Origin of the sequence: Streptomyces sp. NPDC051569 (assembly GCF_044454085.1) — a bacterium.
In the GTDB taxonomy this organism is placed as follows: domain Bacteria; phylum Actinomycetota; class Actinomycetes; order Streptomycetales; family Streptomycetaceae; genus Streptomyces.
In genome coordinates this window covers 39,281-59,677 of record NZ_JBITDJ010000003.1, presented here as the reverse complement: position 1 = coordinate 59,677, position 20,397 = coordinate 39,281, and the positions used below count along the sequence as shown (strand labels likewise).

General features: G+C 71.9%; 17 protein-coding genes. 5 read left to right on the top strand and 12 right to left on the bottom strand.

Annotation, left to right across the window (positions count from 1 at the left end; translation table 11 throughout):
* Window positions 1-2 precede the first annotated feature (2 nt).
* Window positions 3-854 carry a PaaX family transcriptional regulator C-terminal domain-containing protein gene (locus ACIBAE_RS06080; protein ID WP_399282638.1) on the top strand — a complete coding sequence of 284 codons (852 nt, stop codon included), beginning with the start codon at window positions 3-5 and terminating at the stop codon, window positions 852-854.
* On the opposite strand, the gene ACIBAE_RS06075 is transcribed toward ACIBAE_RS06080, so the two are convergent.
* A complete protein-coding gene (locus tag ACIBAE_RS06075) occupies window positions 841-3,138 on the bottom strand; it encodes a bifunctional salicylyl-CoA 5-hydroxylase/oxidoreductase (protein WP_399282637.1) in 2,298 nt (765 codons plus the stop codon). The genes ACIBAE_RS06080 and ACIBAE_RS06075 overlap by 14 nt on opposite strands.
* Entirely contained in the window at window positions 3,123-3,950 is an 828-nt protein-coding gene (locus tag ACIBAE_RS06070; protein ID WP_399282636.1) for an enoyl-CoA hydratase family protein, read from the bottom strand. The genes ACIBAE_RS06075 and ACIBAE_RS06070 overlap by 16 nt, the downstream gene beginning before the upstream one ends.
* Window positions 3,951-4,209: 259 nt before the next feature.
* Here ACIBAE_RS06070 and ACIBAE_RS06065 point away from each other — a divergent pair, with 259 nt between their 5' ends.
* Window positions 4,210-4,620 carry an ATP-binding protein gene (locus ACIBAE_RS06065; RefSeq protein ID WP_399282635.1) on the top strand — a complete coding sequence of 137 codons (411 nt, stop codon included), beginning with the start codon at window positions 4,210-4,212 and terminating at the stop codon, window positions 4,618-4,620.
* 134 nt (window positions 4,621-4,754) lie between these two features.
* Here the strand turns inward: ACIBAE_RS06065 and argF are convergent, their stop codons facing one another.
* The 9 genes from argF to ACIBAE_RS06020 all read right to left on the bottom strand — a co-directional run bounded on the left by argF (window position 4,755) and on the right by ACIBAE_RS06020 (window position 14,990).
* Window positions 4,755-5,771: an ornithine carbamoyltransferase gene (gene argF, locus ACIBAE_RS06060; RefSeq protein WP_399282634.1), complete on the bottom strand. Its 1,017-nt coding sequence runs from the start codon at window positions 5,769-5,771 to the stop codon at window positions 4,755-4,757.
* A 138-nt stretch (window positions 5,772-5,909) separates the two neighbouring features.
* On the bottom strand, window positions 5,910-7,142 hold the full coding sequence (locus ACIBAE_RS06055) for an arginine deiminase (protein WP_399282633.1): 1,233 nt from the start codon (window positions 7,140-7,142) through the stop codon (window positions 5,910-5,912).
* A gap of 134 nt (window positions 7,143-7,276) precedes the next feature.
* Complete coding sequence (locus ACIBAE_RS06050) at window positions 7,277-9,856, bottom strand: polynucleotide kinase-phosphatase (RefSeq protein WP_399282632.1); 2,580 nt, start codon at window positions 9,854-9,856, stop codon at window positions 7,277-7,279.
* The gene (locus ACIBAE_RS06045; RefSeq protein ID WP_399282630.1) at window positions 9,853-11,457 is read right to left on the bottom strand and encodes a 3' terminal RNA ribose 2'-O-methyltransferase Hen1; all 1,605 of its coding nucleotides are present in this window, start codon (window positions 11,455-11,457) and stop codon (window positions 9,853-9,855) included. Before ACIBAE_RS06045 ends, ACIBAE_RS06050 begins: the two co-directional genes overlap by 4 nt.
* 30 nt (window positions 11,458-11,487) lie before the next feature.
* A complete protein-coding gene (gene mmuM, locus ACIBAE_RS06040) occupies window positions 11,488-12,411 on the bottom strand; it encodes a homocysteine S-methyltransferase (protein ID WP_399282629.1) in 924 nt (307 codons plus the stop codon).
* 26 nt (window positions 12,412-12,437) lie between these two features.
* Window positions 12,438-13,361, bottom strand: a complete 924-nt coding sequence (locus tag ACIBAE_RS06035; RefSeq protein WP_399282628.1) for an LLM class F420-dependent oxidoreductase — start codon at window positions 13,359-13,361, stop codon at window positions 12,438-12,440.
* Between the two features lie 115 nt (window positions 13,362-13,476).
* On the bottom strand, window positions 13,477-13,962 hold the full coding sequence (locus ACIBAE_RS06030) for a DUF6099 family protein (protein ID WP_399282627.1): 486 nt from the start codon (window positions 13,960-13,962) through the stop codon (window positions 13,477-13,479).
* Window positions 13,963-14,106: 144 nt separating this feature from the next.
* On the bottom strand, window positions 14,107-14,466 hold the full coding sequence (locus ACIBAE_RS06025; RefSeq protein ID WP_399282626.1) for a nucleotide pyrophosphohydrolase: 360 nt from the start codon (window positions 14,464-14,466) through the stop codon (window positions 14,107-14,109).
* A 125-nt stretch (window positions 14,467-14,591) separates the two neighbouring features.
* The gene (locus ACIBAE_RS06020) at window positions 14,592-14,990 is read right to left on the bottom strand and encodes a cell division protein SepF (protein WP_399282625.1); all 399 of its coding nucleotides are present in this window, start codon (window positions 14,988-14,990) and stop codon (window positions 14,592-14,594) included.
* 189 nt (window positions 14,991-15,179) lie between these two features.
* Here ACIBAE_RS06020 and ACIBAE_RS06015 point away from each other — a divergent pair, with 189 nt between their 5' ends.
* Window positions 15,180-15,521 (top strand): iron chaperone, encoded by a 342-nt coding sequence (locus tag ACIBAE_RS06015; RefSeq protein ID WP_399282624.1) that lies wholly within the window; start codon window positions 15,180-15,182, stop codon window positions 15,519-15,521.
* 120 nt (window positions 15,522-15,641) lie between these two features.
* Here the strand turns inward: ACIBAE_RS06015 and ACIBAE_RS06010 are convergent, their stop codons facing one another.
* The gene (locus tag ACIBAE_RS06010; RefSeq protein WP_399282623.1) at window positions 15,642-17,765 is read right to left on the bottom strand and encodes a glycogen debranching N-terminal domain-containing protein; all 2,124 of its coding nucleotides are present in this window, start codon (window positions 17,763-17,765) and stop codon (window positions 15,642-15,644) included.
* A gap of 135 nt (window positions 17,766-17,900) precedes the next feature.
* Between ACIBAE_RS06010 and ACIBAE_RS06005 the strand changes: the two genes are divergently transcribed.
* Complete coding sequence (locus ACIBAE_RS06005; protein WP_399282622.1) at window positions 17,901-18,950, top strand: LacI family DNA-binding transcriptional regulator; 1,050 nt, start codon at window positions 17,901-17,903, stop codon at window positions 18,948-18,950.
* 197 nt (window positions 18,951-19,147) lie between these two features.
* Window positions 19,148-20,392: an extracellular solute-binding protein gene (locus ACIBAE_RS06000; protein WP_399282621.1), complete on the top strand. Its 1,245-nt coding sequence runs from the start codon at window positions 19,148-19,150 to the stop codon at window positions 20,390-20,392.
* Window positions 20,393-20,397 lie beyond the last annotated feature (5 nt).

The window sequence follows — 20,397 nt, the reverse complement described above, 5'->3', positions numbered from 1 at the left end:
GCGTGGCTGAGCAGTACACCCCCCGTTCCCTGATCGTCACCCTGTACGGCGCGTACGGCCGGACACCGGACGAATCCCCGCTTCCCGTGGCCGGACTGATCCGGCTGCTGGGGGCTCTCGGTGTGGACGCGCCCTCCGTGCGGTCGTCGGTCTCCCGGCTGAAGCGGCGCGGCCTGCTCGTCCCGGAGCGTACGGCGGACGGCGCGGCCGGTTACGCGCTGTCGGCCGAGGCCCGTCAGGTGCTCGACGACGGTGACCGCCGGATCTACGCCCGCCCCTCGCCCCGGCTCTCCGACGGCTGGGTGCTGGCGGTGTTCTCGGTCCCGGAGGCCGAGCGTCACAAGCGCCATCTGCTGCGCTCCCGGCTGGGCCGGCTCGGCTTCGGGACGGCGGCGCCCGGTGTCTGGATCGCGCCGGGACGGCTGTACGAGGAGACGCGCCACACCCTGCGCAGGCTGCGGCTCGATCCGTACGTCGACCTGTTCACCGGACAGCACCTGGGCTTCGAGCCGACGGCGGAGGCCGCTGCCCGCTGGTGGGACCTGACCGCGATCGCCGAACAGCACGAGGGGTTCCTGAGCCTGCACGAGCCGGTGCTGCGCGCCTGGGAGAGCCGGGAAGAGGCGGGAGGGGACGGCGCGCCGGAGGAGGGCGCGCCGGAGGACGCCTACCGCGACTATCTGCTCGCGCTGGACTCGTGGCGGCGGCTCCCGTACGCCGACCCGGGCCTGCCCGCCGAGCTGCTGCCCGAGGGGTGGCCCGGGGACCGGTCCGCCGAGGTCTTCTTCCGGCTGCACGCCCGGCTGCGGGACGCGGGCGGGGCGTTCGTACGGGCTCCGCTCAGCGCAGCGTGAGCCGCGGCTTGGGACCGTCCGCCCGGCCGGAGGGGGGCCGGCGGCTGCCCGCGCGGTACGGAGGCGGCCACGGCGCGGCCGGTCCCTCGTACCCCTGGTCGGCGGCGGCGTGCAGCGTCCAGTTCGGGTCGTGGAGGTGGGGGCGGCCCAGGGCGCACAGGTCGGCCCGGCCCGCCAGCAGCAGCGAATTGACGTCGTCCCAGGAGGAGATGGCGCCGACGGCGATGACCGGGACGGACAGGGTGTTGCGGATCCGGTCCGCGAACGGCGTCTGGTAGGACCGGCCGAACTCGGGCCGCTCGTCCGGGACGACCTGGCCCGTCGACACGTCGATCGCGTCGGCGCCGTGCGCGGCGAAGGCGCGGGCGATCTCGACGCCCTCCTCGGCCGACGTGCCGCCCGGCGCCCAGTCGGTGGCGGAGATACGGACCGTCATGGGCCGGTCGTCCGGCCAGTCGGCGCGGATGGCGTCGAAGACTTCGAGGGGGTAGCGCAGCCGCCCATCGAGCGAGCCGCCGTACGCGTCGGTCCGCCGGTTGGTGAGCGGCGAGAGGAAACCGGAGAGCAGGTAGCCGTGGGCGCAGTGGAGTTCCAGCAGGTCGAAACCGCTGCGCTGGGCCCGGCGGGCGGCGGCGGTGAACTGCTCCCGTATAGAGACCAGTTGATGGCGTCCGAGCTGGTGCGGGCGCTGGCTGACGCCCGGCAGGTACGGCAGTGGCGAGGCGGCGGCGAGCGGCCAGTTGCCGGCGGGCAGCGGCTCGTCCCTGCCTTCCCACATGACCCGGGTGGAGCCCTTGCGGCCGGAGTGCCCGAGCTGCACGCCGATGGCCGTACCCGGCGCGTGCGTGTGGACGAAGTCGGTGACACGGCGCCAGCCGTCGCCCTGTTCGCGGGTGTAGAGACCGGTGCAGCCCGGGGTGATGCGGCCCTCGGCGCTGACGCAGACCATCTCCGTCATGACCAGGCCCGCGCCGCCCAGGGCGCGCGCCCCGAGGTGGACGAGATGGAAGGCACCGGGGACACCGTCCACGGCCGTGTACATGTCCATCGGGGAGACGACGACGCGATTGCGCAGGGTGAGGCCGCCCAGCCGGAAAGGCGTGAACATCGGGGGCGTGCCGGGCGGGCAGCCGAAGTCGCCCTCCACCGCGTGGGTGAAGCCGGGGTCACGCAGCCGCAGATTGTCGTGGGTGACCCGGCGGCTGCGGGTGAGCAGGCCGAAGGCGAACTGGCGGGGCGGCTGACCGACGTACGTGGCCAGCTCCTCGAACCAGCGCAGGCTGGCGGCGGCCGCGCGCTGGGTCGACTCGACGACCGGGCGGCGCTCGCTCTCGTACGCGGCGAGGGCGGCCGGCAGGTCCGGCTGCTCCTCGATATGGGCCGCGAGCGCGAGGGCGTCCTCGACGGCGAGCTTGGTTCCGGAGCCGATGGAGAAGTGCGCGGTGTGGGCGGCGTCCCCGATGAGCACCGTACGGCCATGGCTCCACCGGTCGTTGACGACCGTGCGGAAGGCCGTCCAGGACGAGGCGTTCGAGCGCAGCGGGCGTCCGCCGAGCGCCTCCGCGAAGATCTTGGCGCACCGCTCGGCGGACCGGCGCGTGTCGAGGTCCGCGAAACCGGCGGAGCGCCACACCTCTTCGCGCATCTCGACGATGACGGTGCTGCGCGCCGGGGCGTAGGGGTAGCCGTGGAGCTGCATCACCCCGTGGTCGGTCTCGGCGATCTCGAACCGGAACGCGTCGAGGGCGAAGTCGGCGGCGAGCCAGATGTAGCGGCAGCGGTGGGTGGTGACGGTGGGGTGGAAGACCTCGGGACGGGCGTCGCGGGTGAGGCTGCCTGCCCCGTCGGCGGCGATCACCAGGTCGTGCGCGGCGGCGAGTTCGGCGGCCGGCGGGGCCTCGGTGCGCGGGCGGAGCCGTACGCCCAGGGCGGCGCAGCGCTCGTACAGGATCTCCAGGAGCCTGCGCCGGCCGAGCGCGGCGAAGCCGTGGCCTCCGGAGGTGAGGGTCCGGCCCCGGTGGACGATGTCGATGGCGTCCCAGCGGACACACTCCCGCTGGAGCGCGCGGTGGACTTCGGGATCGGCGTGCTCGATACCGCCGAGGGTCTCGTCGGAGAGGACGACGCCGAAGCCGAAGGTGTCCTCGGGGGCGCCCCGTTCCCAGACGGTGACCTCGCGGGCCGGGTCGAGCCGCTTGAGCAGGACCGCCGCGTACAGCCCGCCGGGGCCGCCGCCGATGACCGCGACGCGCAGGGCGCCGGGCATGGCTAGCGCCCCCGCCATGCCGGGGGCCGCTTCGCGGTGAAGGCGGCGTGGAACTCGGCGTAGTCCTCGCCGTGCATCAGCAGGGCCTGGGTGGCGGCGTCCAGCTCGACGGCGGCGGCGAGCGGCATGTCCAGCTCGGCGGTGAGCAGGGCCTTGGTCTGAGCCAGGGCCAGGGCCGGGCCTTCGGCGAGCCGGCGGGCGAGCGCGGCGGCGCGGGCGCCCGCGTGGCCCTCTTCGGCGAGCTCGCTGAGGAGTCCGATCCGCTCCGCCTCGGCCGCGCGCACCGGCTCGCCGAGCATCAGCAGCCGGGTCGCGTGCCCGAGCCCGACGACGCGGGGCAGCAGATAGGCCGCCCCCATGTCGCCGCCGGACAGGCCGACCCGGGTGAAGAGGAAGGCGAAGCGCGCGGAGGGATCGGCGATCCGGAAGTCGGCGGCGAGCGCGAGGACGGCACCGGCGCCGGCGGCGACCCCGTGCACGGCGGCGATCACCGGGAAGGGACACTCGCGGATCGCGCGGACCACCTGCCCGGTCATCCGGTTGAAGTCGAGGAGCTGGGCGGTGTCCATCGCGAGGGTGGCGCCGATGATCTCGTCGACATCGCCGCCCGAGCAGAAGCCCCGGCCCTCGCCGGCCAGTACCAGGGCGCGCACGGAACGCTCCCGGGACAGCTCGGCGAGCAGATCACGCAGGTCGGCGTAGGCCCCGAAGGTGAGCGCGCCCAGCTTCTCGGGGCGGGCGAGGGTGACGGTCGCGACGCCGTTGTCCCGCGTCAGCCGTAGGTGGCGCCACCGCGCGGTCCGGGGCGCGGAGCCGGAAAAGGGACTCATCGGTGCGGCCTCCTTCAGCGGATGCTGCGTGCCGTTCGCCCGGGGCCGTGCTGCTCAGCCCCTCCCCGAAACGGTATCACTCATGCGTGACTGTCGTCACGAGCACGCGATACATCGGCCGAAGGTCCTGTCCGACATGTGGCAGAGGTCCCATATCCGGCGGGCGGCCGCCCCTTGTTTACGCATGTGCTCTCCGTAAAGTTGAAGTCAGTACCTTCTGGGCCACCCGGCCTCTTGCCCCTCGATCGGACTGACCGCCGTGCCCGAACTCTCAGGCTCCACCTCCTGGCGCGTCGCCCTGCCGCACAGCGCGGAAGCGGTGCCGCTCGCACGCGCCCTGGTGCGCAGGGCGTGCGTCGACCTGCACGAGACGACGGACACCGACACGGCGGAACTGCTCACGGCGGAGCTGGTCGCCAACGCCGTGAAGCACACGGAGGGGAACGCGCCCATCCTCCTGGTCGTGGAGGCGCTGCCGACCGGCTGCCAGGTCGAGGTGCACGACCTGGACCCGGCTCCGCCGGGCGGCCTCACTCTCCCGGGGCCGGGGATCATGCCGGATCCGTGGCAGGAACACGGGCGGGGGCTGCTGCTGATCCGTACGCTCAGCACGGCCTACGGCCACCGGGCCACGGAACAGGGCAAGGCGGTCTGGTTCACGCTGCACTGACCGGGCGGCACACGTGCGCCGCCGCCGGTCGCGCGTAACGGCCCGTGGCTCATGACCGGCGGCGGCTCATGACCGGCCCGCGCATGACCGCCGACGGCTCATGACCGGCCCGCGCACGACCGACCCGCGCATGACTATTCGGCGGCGGAGTCCGCGGCGAGCGTGGCCACCAGCACGGCCTTGATGGTGTGCAGCCGGTTCTCGGCCTCGTCGAAGACGACCGAGTGCGCCGACTCGAAGACCTCGTCGGTCACTTCCAGCTCGGTCAGCCCATGGCGCTCGTGGATCGCGCGGCCCACCGCGGTGCCCAGGTCATGGAAGGCCGGAAGGCAGTGCAGGAACTTCACGCCGGGATTGCCGGTCGCGCGCAGCACGTCCATGGTCACGGCGTACGGGCCGAGAGCCGCGATGCGCTCGTCCCAGATGTCCTGCGGCTCCCCCATCGACACCCACACGTCGGTCGCGACGAAATCCGCGCCGGCGACGCCTTCGGCGATGCTCTCGGTGAGGGTGAGCCGGGCCCCGCTCGCCTCGGCCGCCTTCCGGGCCAGGGTGAGGATCTCGTCCGCCGGCCAGTAGGCGCGCGGCGCGACGATCCGTACGTCCATGCCGAGCAGGGCGCCGGTGACCAGGTACGAGTTGCCCATGTTGTAGCGGGCGTCCCCCAGATAGGCGAAGGCGATCTCGGTCAGCGGCCGGTCGCAGTGCTCGGTCATGGTGAGCACGTCCGCGAGCATCTGGGTGGGGTGCCACTCGTCCGTCAGACCGTTGAAGACGGGGACGCCGGCGGACGCGGCCAGCTCCTCGACGGTGCTCTGGGTGTCCCCGCGGAACTCGATGCCGTCGAACATCCGGCCGAGGACGCGGGCGGTGTCCTTCGCCGACTCCTTCTTCCCGATGTGCGAGGACGCCGGGTCGATGTACGTCGTGTGCGCGCCCTGGTCCGCCGCCGCCACCTCGAAGGCGCAGCGCGTGCGGGTCGAGGACTTCTCGAAGATCAGCGCGATGTTCCTGCCCCGCAGCCGCTGGATCTCGGTGCCCGCCTTCTTCGCGGCCTTGAGCTCGGCGGCCAGGTCGATCAGGCCACGGAACTCCTCGGCCGTGAAGTCCAGCTCCTTGAGGAAGTGGCGGCCTGCGAGGTGTATCGCCATGGGACTGCTCCTGGGGCGCGAGAGAGGGTGACGCGTACCGTTGACTCCGGAACTCTATACGATGCTCCGTATTGATATACAGAGCTGACGGCTCTCCTTCTCCCCTCCGCTCCGGCCTCACCCCCACCCGCGCGCCCGCTACACCGCCTCCCGCTCGATCGGGCAGCTCATACAGCGCGGGCCGCCGCGCCCCCGGCCCAGCTCGCTGCCGAGGGTCTCGATCACCTCGATGCCCTGCTCGCGCAGATGCCGGTTGGTGGTGACGTTGCGCTCGTAGGCGACGACGACGCCCGGTTCGACGGCGAGCACGTTGCAGCCGTCGTCCCACTGCTCCCGCGCCGCCGAGTGGACATCCTGGACAGCCGTCAGCACGCGGATCCGGGGCAGGCCCAGGGCCGCCGCGATCGCCCGGTGCATATGCTCCGGCGGGTGGTCGGTGACCTTGAGTTCGCTGCCCCCGCCGCCCGGTTCGATGGTGTACGAGCGGAGCATGCCGAGCCCCCCGTACTGCGTGAAGGTGTCGCCGTCAACCATCGTCATCACGGTGTCGAGGTGCATGAACGCCCGGCGCTTCGGCATGTCGAGCGCCACGATCGTGGTGGCCGAGCCGGCCTCGAAGAGCCCACGGGCCAGCATCTCGACGGCCTGCGGAGTGGTGCGCTCGCTCATCCCGATCAGGACGGCCCCCTGGCCGATGACGAGGACGTCGCCGCCCTCGATGGTGGAGGGATAGTCGTCCTGCCCCTCCGACCAGTGGTGGAAGGCCCCCGCCTGCGGCCCGGTGAAAAGCGGATGGTGCTTGTAGATCGCCTCGAAGTGCACCGTCTCGCGCTGCCTGGCCGGCCAGCGCATGGCGTTGATGGACACCCCGTCGTAGATCCAGGCCGAGGTGTCCCGGGTGAAGAGATGGTTGGGCAGCGGGTCGAGCAGGAAGTCGTCCGGCTCCATCACATGGAACCGGACCGAGGTCGGTTCCGCGTGGCGCTCCAGGAACTCCCGCTTGGTCATCCCCCCGACCAGCGCCTCGACCAGCTCGGCGGTCGGCAGCTTGTCGAAGACCGCCCGGAGATGGTCGGTGGCGAGCGGCCCGTACTCCTTCTCGTCGAAGACCCGGTCCAGGACGAGCTGTCGCGCCGCCGGGAGCTCCAGCGACTCGCGCAGCAGATCGCCGAAGAGATGCACCCGCACCCCCCGGCCGCGTAGCACCTCGGCGAAGGCGTCGTGCTCCTCCTGGGCGCGGCGCACCCACAGCACGTCGTCGAAGAGCAACGTGTCCTTGTTGCCGGGGGTGAGCCGCCTCAGCTCCAGATCAGGCCGGTGCAGTATGACGCGGCGCAGCCGCCCGGTCTCGGAATCGACATGGAATCCCATGCCCCCATCCTCACCGCGCGGAGCACGGTTCACTCGGCGAATCGCACGCGGTGAGGATGAGCACACTCGGGGAGCCGGCCGGACCGGGCGATCTCAGGTCGGGTCGCGTCGGGACCGTTCGTCGGGACCGTTCGTCAGAGCCGGGGGTCGACCGGTTCCGACTCCAGGGCCAGGACCGCGAAGACCGCTTCGTGGACCCGCCACAGCGGCTCGCCGTCCGCCAGCCGGTCCAGGGCCTCCAGGCCGAGGGCGTACTCCCGCAGCGCCAGGGACCTCTTGTGGCCCAGGAAGCGGTTGCGCAGCCGCTGGAGGTTCTCCGGCCGGGTGTACTCGGGTCCGTAGATGATCCGCAGATACTCCCGCCCCCGCACCTTGACACCTGGCTGTACGAGCCTGCCCTTCTCGTCCCGTACGAGTGCCTGGAGCGGCTTGACGACCATGCCCTCACCGCCCCTTTCCGTCATCTCCGACCACCAGTCGACCCCGCTGCGGACCGACGTCTCGTCGCCCGTGTCGACGATCAGCCGCCGGGTGACCTGGAGCAGACCGGTCGGGTCGTGCTCGACCAGCCGGTCCAGCCAGGCCAGCTGCTGGTCGTGCGGGACACCGGCGAGAGAACGCCCCCGGGCCGCCAGCAGCTGGAAGGGCGCGAGGCGCACCCCGTCCAGGCCGTCCGTGGGCCAGCAGTAACGCCGGTACGCCTCCGTGAACGCGGCCGCGTCGGTGGCGCGTTCACGCTGGCCGGCCAGGAGGGCTCCGACCTCGACACCCCGGGACACGGCTGCTTCGAGTGCTTTCGTGACAGCGGGGAGAACGGCACCGGCGGCGGCCCCCACCGCCGCGTACTGGGTACGCAGCAGTCCGGTGGCCTTGAGCGACCAGGGCATCAGCTCCGCGTCCAGCAGCAGCCAGTCCGTGTCGAGTTCCCGCCAGAGCCCGGCGGCGGTGACCGCCGTGCGCAGCCGGTCCAGGATCTCCTCGGTGACCTGGTCGTCATCGAAGAAGGGCCGACCGGTACGGGTGTGCAGCGCGCCGGTCGGTCCGTCCACGCCGAAGCGCTCCCGTGCGGCGGCCGCGTCCCGGCAGACCAGCGCCACCGCGCGCGAGCCCATGTGCTTCTCCTCGCACACGACCCGCGCGACGCCGTCGGCGCGGTAATGGGCGAAGGCCTCGGCGGGGTGCTCCAGGTAGCCCGGCACGGTGGAGGTCGCGGTGGGCGCCATGGTGGGCGGGAGATAGGCGAGCAGCCGGGGGTCGATCGCGAAGCGGCTCATGACCTCCAGCGCCGCCGCGGCGTTCTCCTCGCGCACCGCGAGCCGTGCCATGTGGCGGGTCTCCACGATCCGCTTGCCCCGTACGTCGTCGAGGTCCAGCGGACGGCCCTCCCTGCCCCCGGGTGCCTCGGTGGCCAGCGGCCTGGCCGGCTCGTACCAGACCCGCTCGGCCGGTACGTCGACCAGCTCGCGCTCGGGCCAGCGCAGCGCGGTCATCTTGCCGCCGAAGACCGCTCCGGTGTCCAGGCAGATGGTGTTGTTGATCCAGGAGGTGTTCGGCACCGGTGTGTGGCCGTACACGACGGCTGCCCGGCCCCGGTACTCCTCGGCCCACGGGTAGCGCACGGGGAGACCGAACTCATCCGTCTCCCCGGTCGTGTCGCCGTACAGGGCGTGCGAACGGACCCGGCCGGACGTGCGGCCGTGGTACTTCTCGGGCAGGCCGGCGTGGCAGACCACCAGCTTGCCGCCGTCCAGGACGTAGTGGCTGACCAGGCCGTCGATGAATTCCCGCACCTGCTCGCGGAACGCGTCGTCCTCCTTCTCCAGCTGCTCGACGGTCTCGGCGAGCCCGTGCGTGTGCCGCACGTTCTTGCCCTTGAACCAGCGGCCGAGCTTGTTCTCGTGGTTCCCCGGGACGCACAGGGCGGTACCGGCCGCGACCATGCCCATGACGCGGCGGAGCACGCCGGGGCTGTCCGGCCCCCGGTCGACCAGGTCGCCGACGAAGACGGCGGTACGCCCTTCGGGGTGGACGCCATCGGCATAACCGAGCGCGCTGAGCAGGGTCTCCAGTTCGGAGCGGCAGCCGTGGATGTCGCCGATGATGTCGAACGGGCCGGTGAGGTGGGTGAGGTCGTTGTAGCGCCGCTCCCGCACGACCTCGGCGTCCGCCACCTCGTCCTCGCCGCGCAGGATGTGCACCTTGCGGAAGCCCTCGCGCTCCAGCCCGCGCAGCGAACGGCGCAGCTCGGCGCGGTGGCGCTTGATGACGTGGCGGGGCATCCCGGCCCGGCCGGGGCGGCCGGCGTTACGCGCGGAGCACACCTCTTCCGGCAGGTCGAGGACGATCGCCACGGGCAGGACATCGTGCTCGCGAGCGATCCGCACCAGCTGTGCACGGCTCTCGCGCTGCACGTTGGTGGCGTCCACGACGGTGAGCCGGCCGGCCGCGAGCCGCTTGCCCGCGATGTGGTGGAGCACGTCGAAGGCGTCGCGGCTGGCGCTCTGGTCGTTCTCGTCGTCGGCGACCAGGCCCCGGCAGAAGTCCGAGGAGATGACCTCGGTGGGCTTGAAGTGGCTCCTGGCGAAGGTGGACTTGCCCGAGCCGGTGGCTCCGATCAGCACCACGAGGGAGAGATCGGGCACCGGGAGGACGCGCCGGGCGCCCGCGGTGGCGGTGGTGGCGTCCGTGGTGCTGGTTCCGTCGTTGCCGGTCATACGGTCTTCCCCTCCTCCGTGATGTCGTGCGTCGCGGTGCCGTGCGTCGCGGTGCCGTGCGTCGCGGTTTCCTGCTTCGCGGTTTCCTGCTTCGCGGTGTCCTGCTTCGCGTCGCTCTCGTCCCGCGTGGTGAAGACGGCCATCTGGGTGGGCGGCCCCACTTCGGGGTCATCCGGTCCCACCGGTACGTACGTCACCCCGTAGCCGTGCCGCCGGCCGACCTCGTCCGCCCAGCCGTGGAACTCCTCGCGCGTCCACTCGAAGCGGTGGTCGCCGTGGCGCGTGTGACCAACGGGCAGCGTGTCCCAACGCACGTTGTACTCGACATTCGGCGTGGTCACGATCACCGTGCGCGGCCGCGCGGATCCGAACACCGCGTACTCCAGGGCGGGCAGCCGCGGCGGATCGAGGTGTTCGACGACCTCGCTCAGTACGGCGGCGTCGTACCCCTTGAGCCGCTTGTCGGTGTACGTGAGCGAACCCTGCGTCAGCGTGACGCGGGCGGCCTGCCGCTCGCTCATCCGGTCCAGCCCCAGCCGGCGCGAGGCGATGGTGAGTGCCCGGACCGACACATCCAGGCCCACGATGCCGGTGAAGCGCGGGTCCTTCAGCAGCGCCCGTACCAGCTGCCCCTGTCCGCAGCCCAGGTCGAGCACCGTGCTCGCGCCCGCGTCCCGCAGGGCCGTCATGATCGCCTCGCGCCGCAGGTCGGCGAGCGACGGCTCATTCGCCACGCTTTCCGCGCCCTCTTCGGCCGCGGGTCCGTCCGGCCCGGCGGTGACCTCGTCCACCGCGTTGTCGATCGCCTCGACCCCGATGTCGTCCGCCTCGGCGAGCCGTACCAGCTCAAGGCGTTCCATGGCCTGGCGGGTCAGGCTCCAGCGACGGGCCAGATAGCGGCTGGTGATCAGCTTCTGTTCCGGATGCTCGGCCAGCCAGCCATCACCCGCCCGCAGGAGCTTGTCCACCTCGTCGGGTGCCACCCAGTAGTGCTTGGCGTCGTCGAGTACGGGCAGCAGGACGTACAGCTGGCGCAGCGCGTCGGCGAGCCGCAGTTCGCCCTCCAGGACGAGCCGCACGTAACGCGAGTCGCCCCACTGCGGGAACGTCTCGTCCAGCGCCACCGGTTCCGCGTCCACCGTTGTCCAGCCCAGCGGACCGAAGAGCTGGTGGACCAGCTCGGCGCCGCCGCGCGCGGGCACGGCGGGCAGCTCGATCCGCAACGGCAGGGGGGCGGCGGCGCGCTCGGGGCGTGCGGCGCAGACGCCGCGCAGCGCGCTCTTGAAGACCGTGCTCAGCGCGACCGCGAGGAGCGAGGAGGCCGCGTACGGACGGTCGTTGACGTACTGCGCGAGCGCCACGTCCGGGGCGGAGCCCCGGCCTCGGCCCTTGCCCTTGCCCTTGCGCACCAGGGCGACCGGATCGACCTCCAGCAGCAACGCGGCCGTGCAGCGCTCGGCGGACGCCTCGGGGTAGAGCACATGGGCGGTGCCATGCGAGGTGGAGAACATCTGCGCCCGGTCGGGATGCTTGTGCAGCAGGAATCCGAGGTCGGTGGCGGGACGTTCCGGAGTGCCGGTCGTACTGATCGTCAGGAACACACGGCCGAGTATCGCCCGTCAGATCCGCTGCTACCAGCGCTTTTCGTCGGGCCCGTCGGCTGTCAGGGCGCTGAGCGCGGCGATGCCGGCGGGCCCGACCCGGCAGCATCCGCCGACCAGCCGCGCCCCTCCGGCGGCCCAGGCGCGCACCCTGGCCGGATCGAAGGTGGGCTCTCCGCGCCAGCCCCGGGCGGCCGCGTCCCACCGCTCGCCGCTGTTCGGGTACACGACGACCGGTTTGCCCGTCACCGCCGCCGCGATCGCCACGGCACGGTCCGCGTCCCCCGGTTCGGAGCAGTTGATCCCCACGGAGATCACCTGATCGTCACCGGCGGCCAGGGCGAAGGCGTCGGCGAGCGGCTGGCCGGCCCGGGTGCGGTCCCCCGCGATGGAGTACGAGAGCCAGACCGGCACCCCGCAGCCGGCCGCGGCCCGCAGCATCGCCTCCGCCTCGTCGGTGTCCGGCACGGTCTCCAGTGCCAGCACGTCGGGACCGGCCGCGGCGAGGGTCTCGATCCTCGGCCGGTGGAAGCGCTCCAGCTCGCGCACCGGCCGTCCGTACCGACCGCGGTACTCGCTGCCGTCCGCGAGCATCGCGCCGTACGGCCCGACCGAGGCGGCCACCCACACCTCACGCTCCACGGCGCCGCCCGCACGACGCGCCAGCTCCACACTGCGGGTGAGCAGGGCCGCCGCCTCCTCGCGGGGGATCCCCCGCCGCGCGAAGCCCTCGTAGGTCGCCTGGTAGCTGGAGGTGATGAGGACCTGTGCGCCCGCCCGCACGTACGCCGCGTGGGCGGCCTCGATCTGCTGGGGACCGTCGAGGAGCAACCGCGCCGACCAGAGTGCGTCGGACAGATCGCAGCCCTGTGCCCGCAGTTGATCGGAGAGACCGCCGTCGAGTACGACGGTCCCCTCGGCGAGCGCGGTGGCGAGTGCGCGGACGGGCTGCACGGTTGCTCCTTCACGGGTCAGCTTTCTCAGCTCAGCTGGGACTGGACCTGCGCGGAGATCAGCTCCAGATGGTCGAGGTCGTCCAGGTCCATGACCTGGAGATAGATCCGCGACGAGCCCACGGCCCCGTAGCGTCCGATCTTGTCGACGACCTCGGCGGGCGAGCCCGCGAGCCCGTTCGCCTTCAGCTCCTCCACCTCGCGTCCGAGGGCGGCGGCCCGGCGGGCCACCTCCGCGTCGTCCTTGCCCACGCAGACGACCAGCGCGTTGGAGTACACGAGATCGTCCGCCGCCCGTCCCGCCTTCTCGGCGGCGGCCCGCACCCTGCCGAACTGCCGCTCCGTGTCCTCGATCGAGGCGAACGGGATGTTGAACTCATCGGCGTACTGTGCGGCGAGCCTCGGCGTACGCGTCGCGCCGTGGCCACCGATCAGCACCGGCACCCTGCTCTGCGCGGGCTTGGGCAGCGCGGGCGAGTCGGTCAGCTGGTAGTACGTGCCGTCGTACGAGAAGGTCCGGCCGGCCTCCGTGGACCACAGGCCCGTCACGATGGCCAGCTGCTCCTCCAGCCGGGCGAACTTCTCCTTGGGGAACGGAATGCCGTACGCCTTGTGCTCCTCCTCGAACCAGCCCGCTCCCAGGCCGAGTTCGATCCGGCCACCCGACATCTGGTCCACCTGCGCGACCTGGATGGCCAGCACACCCGGCAGCCGGAACGTGCCGGCGGTCATCAGTGTGCCGAGCCGGATCCGCCGGGTCTCGCGCGCCAGCCCGGCCAGGGTGATCCAGGCGTCGGTCGGCCCGGGGAGCCCGTCTGCGGACCCCATGCGGAGATAGTGGTCGGAGCGGAAAAAAGCGTCGAACCCGAGGTCCTCGGTGGCCTTGGCCACGGTGAGCAGCGTCTCGTAGCTCGCCCCTTGCTGGGGCTCGGTGAAGATTCGAAGATCCATGCATCCATCCTGCACCTTGCCGGGGGCATAACGGCTCCACCCGGTGCCGCGACCGGCGATGTCGCGCGACGGGGCAGAGCTTGCGGGGAACGGCACCAGGTCCGCCGGACAGGGCCTAGAAACCGGCCGGGTCTCCGCTCCGCCCGGAGGCCCGCTCGCGCTCCTGCGCCAGCAGCCGGCGCAGCATCCCGCCCACCCGGTCGTTCGACTCGTCGGCGGCGTCGATCGCCTCCATGCACTGCCAGTACAGCCCCTCCTCGTCGGTGACGGAGGCCACCGCGACCAGCGCGATCCCCACCTCGGCCAGCAGCAGGCCGAGTCCGGTCAGGGCTCCCCGCACGTCCGGCACCCCGGAGAGCTGCCGGGCGCGTATCCCACCGGCCCGGAGCCCGGGCTGGTCCAGCAGCTCAGGACCCTGTCCGCCCGCCTCGCCCAGCTCGCGCGCCGCGCCCCTCAGCTCCTTGGGCCCGCTCAGCGCCAGCTCGTTGCCGATCGCCTGCGCCAGTGCCTGCGCCTGCCATGCCTCCGCGACGATCCCCAGCGCGTCCGCGCTCCCGGCCAGGGCATGGAGACTCATCCCGATGAGCCGTTCCGCATCCATCCGCCGCCCCCGTTCCTCCCACAACCCCGCCCACTCACTCCACTACCCAGAGTGAGCTACCAGAGACAGAAAGGCCAGAGGAAAGCGGAAATCTGTGGACAGCGGGCCGATTGTGTACAAGTCCCTCACTCCACAGAGTGACGATCATGCCGGATCAGGCGAATCCGCCTGATCCGAGGGGGGTTTGGGCGGGTAGCGGACCTCGTTGCGCTCGATCTTCGCGGCGAGCGAGGCCAGCGCGTCGATCCCCAGCACCTCGCAGAACTGCAGCACATACGCCAGTACGTCGGCGACTTCGTCCGTCACCCGGTACGCCGAGTCCGGGTCCTCCATCACCCGCGCCGACTGCTCGGGCGTCAGCCACTGGAAGATCTCCAGCAGTTCCGACGCCTCGACGCTCAGCGCCGCCGCCAGGTTCTTCGGGGTGTGGTACTGCTCCCAGTCCCGGGCCGCCGCGAATGCGGCGAGCCTGCGCTGCAGCCCCGCTACGTCAAGTTCCGTCACGGACGACAGGTCTAGCACCCCGTCACCCGCCCCCGCGATCCGGCGGCCCCCGAAAGCGCGCACCCCGGATCACCCGCCCGCCCGCTCCGCGTCTCCTTGCCCGCGCGCCCGCTCGCCCGCCCCGGTCAGGGAAGCGTGTCCGCCGCGATCCCCTCGACCTCCGTACCGGTCGGGGCGAGCAGGAAGACGTTCTTGTCGACCCGGTGCATCCCGCAGCCGAGCCCGAAGACGACCCCGCTGCTGAAGTCCAGGATGCGCTTGGCCACGTCGGTCTCGGCGGCGGTCAGATCCAGCAGGACCGGGATCTGGGCGAGCAGATGTTCCGCGACCTCCCGCGCGTCGGCGAACACCTGCACCCGCAGAACGATGAAGCGGCGGTTCTCGGCCGCGCGTTCCCGGGGCGGACTTCGCCGGTCGACCCGCGAGGGCCACTCGTCGCGGCCGCGCAGCGGCACGACCTGGGCCAGGCCCTCCCACTGCTCATCGGTGACGTCGTACTTGTCGTACCTGTCATACCTGCTCACCGAACCACCCCCTGCGCACGCTGTGTCTGCATCCGGCCATCCTCGCTCCCCTCACCCGTTCGGCCTATCAGCGACACGGCGGCAACCGCACATCGTTCGTAGGGCCCACGGATCCACCGGTCGCCGGGATCCCGTCGGGACGTGTGCTTCGGCCGAGGGAGCCGGCGCGCCGAAAACCATAATGGAGGCATGGACCAGGACGTGCGGGACTACATCGACGGCATCCCCGCCGAACACCGCCCTCTGTTCGATCGGCTGCACCGGCTGATCCTGGAAGCCCACCCCGAGGCGGCGATCGGCATCTCCTACACGATGCCCACGTACACGGTCGGCGCCCGCAGGCTCCACGTGGGTGCCTGGAAACACGGAGTGTCGCTGTACGGCTGGCAGCGAGGCCGCGACGCCGGTTTCACCACCCGCCATCCCGCGCTCATCTCGGGCAAGGCGACCATCCGGCTGCGGCCCGACGACGCCGCTTCCCTCCCGGACGACGAGCTGCGCGACCTCGCGCGGGCCGCCCTGGACGCCTGACATTCCCATCGACGTGGTCGACGTCACCGTCCTCGGGGCCGGTCGCACTCCGGGCGGGACACGACGGGACCCCGGCCGCCCGGCCGGGGTCCCGTCGTCGCACGCGCGTCCCGCTCCGCGTCAGCGGGGCGCGATGTGCTCCCTCTTCACCTCCAGGCCCGCCGGCGCCTCGATGTGCGCCGTACCGTCACCGTCGACCGTGATGTCCAGACGCCCGCCCGCGACGTCGAGACCCTCGACCTTCAGCGGCCGGTAGGCCTCGGCGAACGCCGGGGCGACCGTGATCGTGCCGTTCGGCACGTCGGCGGAGAGCCCCAGCGCGGACTGGAGGACCGTGACGGACGAGGCCGCCGCCCAGGCCTGCGGACGGCAGGACGCCGGGTAGGGCGCGGGCACCGAGTCGGTCGCCGCGCCGTGGCCGGCGAAGAGCTCGGGGAGCCGCGCGTCGAAGCCGGCGGCGGCGGTGACCAGACCCGCCGAGAGCGACGCGGCGGCCTCCGGGAAGCCGGCCCTGGCCAGCCCGTGGACCGCGATCGCGGTGTCGTGCGGCCAGATGGAACCGATGTGGTAGCCGAAGGGGTTGTACCCCACGGAGCCGCTGCTCAGGGTCCGCAGGCCGTGGCCCGAGTCGAGGTCGGGCGAGGCGAGCCGGGCGGCCAGCAGGGCGCTCTCGTCCTGGTTGAGCAGACCCGTGCCGAGCAGGTGGCCGAAGCCGGACTGGACCGAGTCCACCGGCCGCTTGTCCCGGTCGAGAGCCACGGCCGGGTACGCGCCGCGCTCGTCCTCGACCCAGAACTGGCTGCGGAAGCGGTCCTGCAGCCGGCCGGCCCACTCCTCCCACCGGTCGGCGCCCGGCCGTCCGAAGGCGCGCAGCAGCGCGGCGCCGCCGATGGCCGCCTCGTACGCGTACGCCTGGACCTCGCACAGCGCGATCGGGGACGCGGCCAGGCGTCCGTCGCGGTGCCTGATGGAGTCGCCCGAGTCCTTCCAGCCCTGGTTGGCCAGGCCCTTCCCGGTGTTGTCGATGTACTCCAGGAAGCCGTCGCCGTCGGCGTCACCGTGGTCGCGCATCCAGGCGAGGGCGGACTCGGCGTGCGGCAGCAGCTGTTCGACCTGGTCGGAGGAGAGGCCCCAGCGCCAGGCGTCGTGCAGCAGGGTGATCCACAGCGGGGTGGCGTCGACGGTGCCGTAGTACGAGGGCGGCAGCGCGAAGTCGTCGTCGAACTTCTGGGCGGCGCGGCGCACTTCGTGCAGGATCTTGCCGGGCTGCTCCTCGGTGTCCGGGACGGTCGCGGCGCCCTGGCGGCGGGCGAGCGTGCGCAGCGTACCGGCGGCGAGGTCGGTGCCGAGGGGCAGCAGCATCCGGGCCGCCCACAGGGAGTCGCGGCCGAAGAGGGTGAGGTACCAGGGGGCTCCGGCGGCCAGGAACTGGTCTCCGGGCTGCTGGGGGTCGGTCAGCCGCAGCCGGTCGAGGTCGGCGGCGGACTGGCCCAGCCACTGGTCGAAGCGCCGATCGGCGCTGCGCAGCACCGGGGTGCGCCAGGGCACGCTGTCCGCGGCGGGCGCGGGGAACTGGTCGCCGTCGTCGTGGGCCGCGTCACAGTGCAGGACCGCGGTCCACGACTCGCCGGGCGCCAGCTCGACGTCGTACTCCAGCCGCCCGGCCGCCGGGTCGACGGACACCGGGCGCGGTGCGCTGGTGAGGCGTACGGCGAACGTGTCGCGGGACCAGTCGAGTCCGTCCTCGTGCGCGGTCGCGGCGACCGCGGGAAGGCGGTGTCCGGACTTGACGCGCTCCATCGGCGCGAGGTCGGTTCCGGCGACGACGATCAGCCGGGCGCGGACGTGCTTCGTTCCGGCGTTGCTGACTTCGAGGGTCTCCTGGAGGCGCCCGGGGGTGACCTCGCGGCGGCGGTGCAGGGTGACGGCGGGGTCCGGTGTGACCTCGCCGAGGCCGCGCAGCACACTGCGGAAGGCTGCCTTGTCGGCTCCGTCAAGGACTCCGCGCGCGGGTGCGACGGCGATGCCGTCGGCCTCGACGGTCAGCCGGGCCAGCGCTCTGCTGTCGCCGTGGTAGAAGCCGTCCGCGTCTCCGTCGATCTGCCCGTCCTGGTGGGAGACCGCGAAGCTCGGCGCGTAGAGGGTCACCACGGCGTCGTGCAGGAACGGCTGGAGACCCTCGGCGGAGGGGCCGGCCAGCGCGACGGAGTTCGTTATGTCGTGGGTCTTGACAGTTGTATCCAACAGAGCAGAACCTCTCAAAAGCATTGGAGCGTTCCAAGAACCCTAACGACGACCTCAGGGCGTTGACAACGGCCCTTGGAACGATCCAATAAACTCACAGTCGTCCACCCCTCGTCCAACCGTCCGGAGAGCGTCATGGCCCGCCCACCCAGCACCCCCGCGCCCAAGGCCGGGCCGGTGACGCTGGCCATGGTCGCGCGGCGGGCCGGGGTGTCACCGCAAACCGTGTCGAACGCCCTCAATTCACCCGATCTGCTGCGCTCCGAGACACTGGAGCGGGTACTCCGGGCCATCGACGAGATGGGCTATCGCCCCCACCGGGCCGCCCAGACCCTGCGTACCCGCTCCAGCAAACTCATCGGTTACGGCATACGCCCCACCGCTCCCGGCACGTCGGCCCCGGTCATGGACCGGTTCCTGCACGCCCTCTCCGAGACCGCCGACGAGGCCGGCTACCGGATCCTGCTGTTCGCCTCGCCGCCCGGCAGTGCGGGCCTCGACGGGTACGAGGAGCTTCTCGACCTGCACAGCGTGGACGGTTTCGTGCTGAGCGGCACCGACCGCGGCGACGAGCGCCAGGCCTGGCTGGAGAAGCGCGGCGTGCCGTTCGTGGGCTTCGGCCGGATGTGGTCGGGCCGCCAGGTCGGCGACTGGGTGGACGTCGACGGCGCCGCCGGCACGGACGCCGCGGTCGAACACCTGGTGTCGCAGGGGCATCGCGGCATCGCCTTCCTCGGCTGGCCGCGTGGCTCCGGTGTCGGCGACGACCGTGCCGAGGGCTGGAAGCGCGCCATGCGGCGCCACGGCCTTCCCGTACGCGGCAGACGCGCCGAGAGCGTCGACGAGCTCTCCGCCGCGCGGGACGCGGCGGGCCCGCTGATCGACGGAGGCGCGACGGCCGTGGTCGCCGCCAGTGACATGCTCGCGCTGGGCTGCTACCACGCCCTGCGCGAACGCAAGGCCGTACCGGGCGCCGACCTCGCCGTCGTCGGCTTCGACGACTCCCCCACCGCGGCGCTCCTCTCGCCGGGACTCACCTCCGTCGCCCAGCCGCTGGAGGCCGTCGGACGCGAGTGCGTACGGCTGCTGCTGGCCCGTATGTCGGAGTCCGGCACTCCGTCCGAACGGGTCCTGCTCGAACCGTCGCTCGTCGTCCGCGACAGCACGCCTGCCTTAGGCGGCTGAGCCGGCCGCGCGGCCGCGTCCGCCGCCGACCGCACCCGCACGGGAGCGAGCGCGACCGGACACGACCGGGTGCGACCGAACACCGCCCGCCCTTTCGAGGGCCCCCGTACCACCGGCGCCCCGTCCAGGGCCACCGATTCGCAGCACGCCCCTCCGGGGCGGCTGAGCCGCATGTTGTATCCCTTCTGGAGGAATTCATGGTCACCCGCACGGCCGTCGCCGCCCTCGCCACCTGCGCGGCGCTGCTGACCGCCACCGGCTGCTCGTCCAGCTTCGACAGCGCCAAGGAGCCCGAGCAGGACAAGAGCGGCAAGCAGAAGCTCACCGTCCTGATCGCCACCTCGGGCGACGCCGAGACGAAGGCCGTCAAGGCCGCCGCCGACGCGTACGCGAAGAAGTCCGGCAACACGGTCACCGTCGAGGTCGCCAAGGACATGAACCAGCAGCTGGCCCAGTCCTTCGCCGGGCACAAGCCGCCGGACGTCTTCTACGTCAACTCCGACCAGTTCGCGAACTACGCCAAGGGCGGCTCGCTCCACCCGTACGGCGCCGAGATATCCGACGCCGACGACTTCTCCGAGCAGCTGCGCGGCTCCTTCTCGTACGACGGGAAGCTGGTCTGCCTGCCCAAGGACAGCTCCACCCTCGGTCTGGCCATCAACGCCGATCTGTGGAAGAAGGCCGGTCTGACGGACAAGGACTACCCGAAGACCTGGAAGGACCTGGAGACCGTCGCGGGCAAGCTCACCACCGGTGGCGTCACCGGTCTGGTCACCAGCGACGAGTACCAGCGCCTCGGTGTCTTCCTGCGCCAGTCCGGCGGCTGGGTCACCGACGCCGGCCAGACGAAGATGACCGCCGACTCCCCGGAGAACGTGGCGGGTCTCACCTACGTCCAGAGCCTGCTCAAGAAGGGCTCGATGAAGTTCTCCAAGCAGGTGGACGCGAGCTGGGGCGGGGAAGCGCTCGGCAAGGGCAAGGCCGCCATGACCATCGAGGGCAACTGGCTCGAAGGCGGCATGAAGAACGACTACCCCGACGTGAAGTACACGGTCGTCCCGCTGCCCGCCGGCCCCGCCGGTGAGGGCACGCTCGCCTTCAGCACCTGCTGGGGTGTCGCCGCCGACAGCAAGCACCGCTCGGCGAGCGTCGACCTCGTGAAGGCGCTGACCAGCGCCGACCAGCAGATGGCGTTCGCCGACGCGTTCGGCGTCATGCCGACGCGGACGACCGCGCTGACGACGTACGCGGAGAAGTACCCGGCCGCCAAGGCGTGGGTGGAGGGCAGCGCGTACGCGCAGGGCCCGGTGACGATCGCCGGATTCGACAAGGTGCTGAGCCAGTTCAACACCGACCTGCAGTCGCTGAAGACCGCTGACCCGAAGAAGATCCTCGCCGACCTCCAGCGCAACGGCGAACAGGCGATCGCGAAGGGCAACTGACCCTC

Coding starts and splice junctions, on each gene's coding strand:
- ACIBAE_RS06075 (WP_399282637.1), bottom strand. CDS start 3,138: ATGGCGGGGGCGCTAGCCATGCCCGGCGCCCTGCGCGTCGCGGTCATC.
- ACIBAE_RS06070 (WP_399282636.1), bottom strand. CDS start 3,950: ATGAGTCCCTTTTCCGGCTCCGCGCCCCGGACCGCGCGGTGGCGCCAC.
- argF (WP_399282634.1), bottom strand. CDS start 5,771: ATGGCGATACACCTCGCAGGCCGCCACTTCCTCAAGGAGCTGGACTTC.
- ACIBAE_RS06055 (WP_399282633.1), bottom strand. CDS start 7,142: ATGGGATTCCATGTCGATTCCGAGACCGGGCGGCTGCGCCGCGTCATA.
- ACIBAE_RS06050 (WP_399282632.1), bottom strand. CDS start 9,856: ATGACCGGCAACGACGGAACCAGCACCACGGACGCCACCACCGCCACC.
- ACIBAE_RS06035 (WP_399282628.1), bottom strand. CDS start 13,361: ATGGATCTTCGAATCTTCACCGAGCCCCAGCAAGGGGCGAGCTACGAG.
- ACIBAE_RS06030 (WP_399282627.1), bottom strand. CDS start 13,962: ATGGATGCGGAACGGCTCATCGGGATGAGTCTCCATGCCCTGGCCGGG.
- ACIBAE_RS06015 (WP_399282624.1), top strand. CDS start 15,180: ATGGACCAGGACGTGCGGGACTACATCGACGGCATCCCCGCCGAACAC.
- ACIBAE_RS06005 (WP_399282622.1), top strand. CDS start 17,901: ATGGCCCGCCCACCCAGCACCCCCGCGCCCAAGGCCGGGCCGGTGACG.
- ACIBAE_RS06000 (WP_399282621.1), top strand. CDS start 19,148: ATGGTCACCCGCACGGCCGTCGCCGCCCTCGCCACCTGCGCGGCGCTG.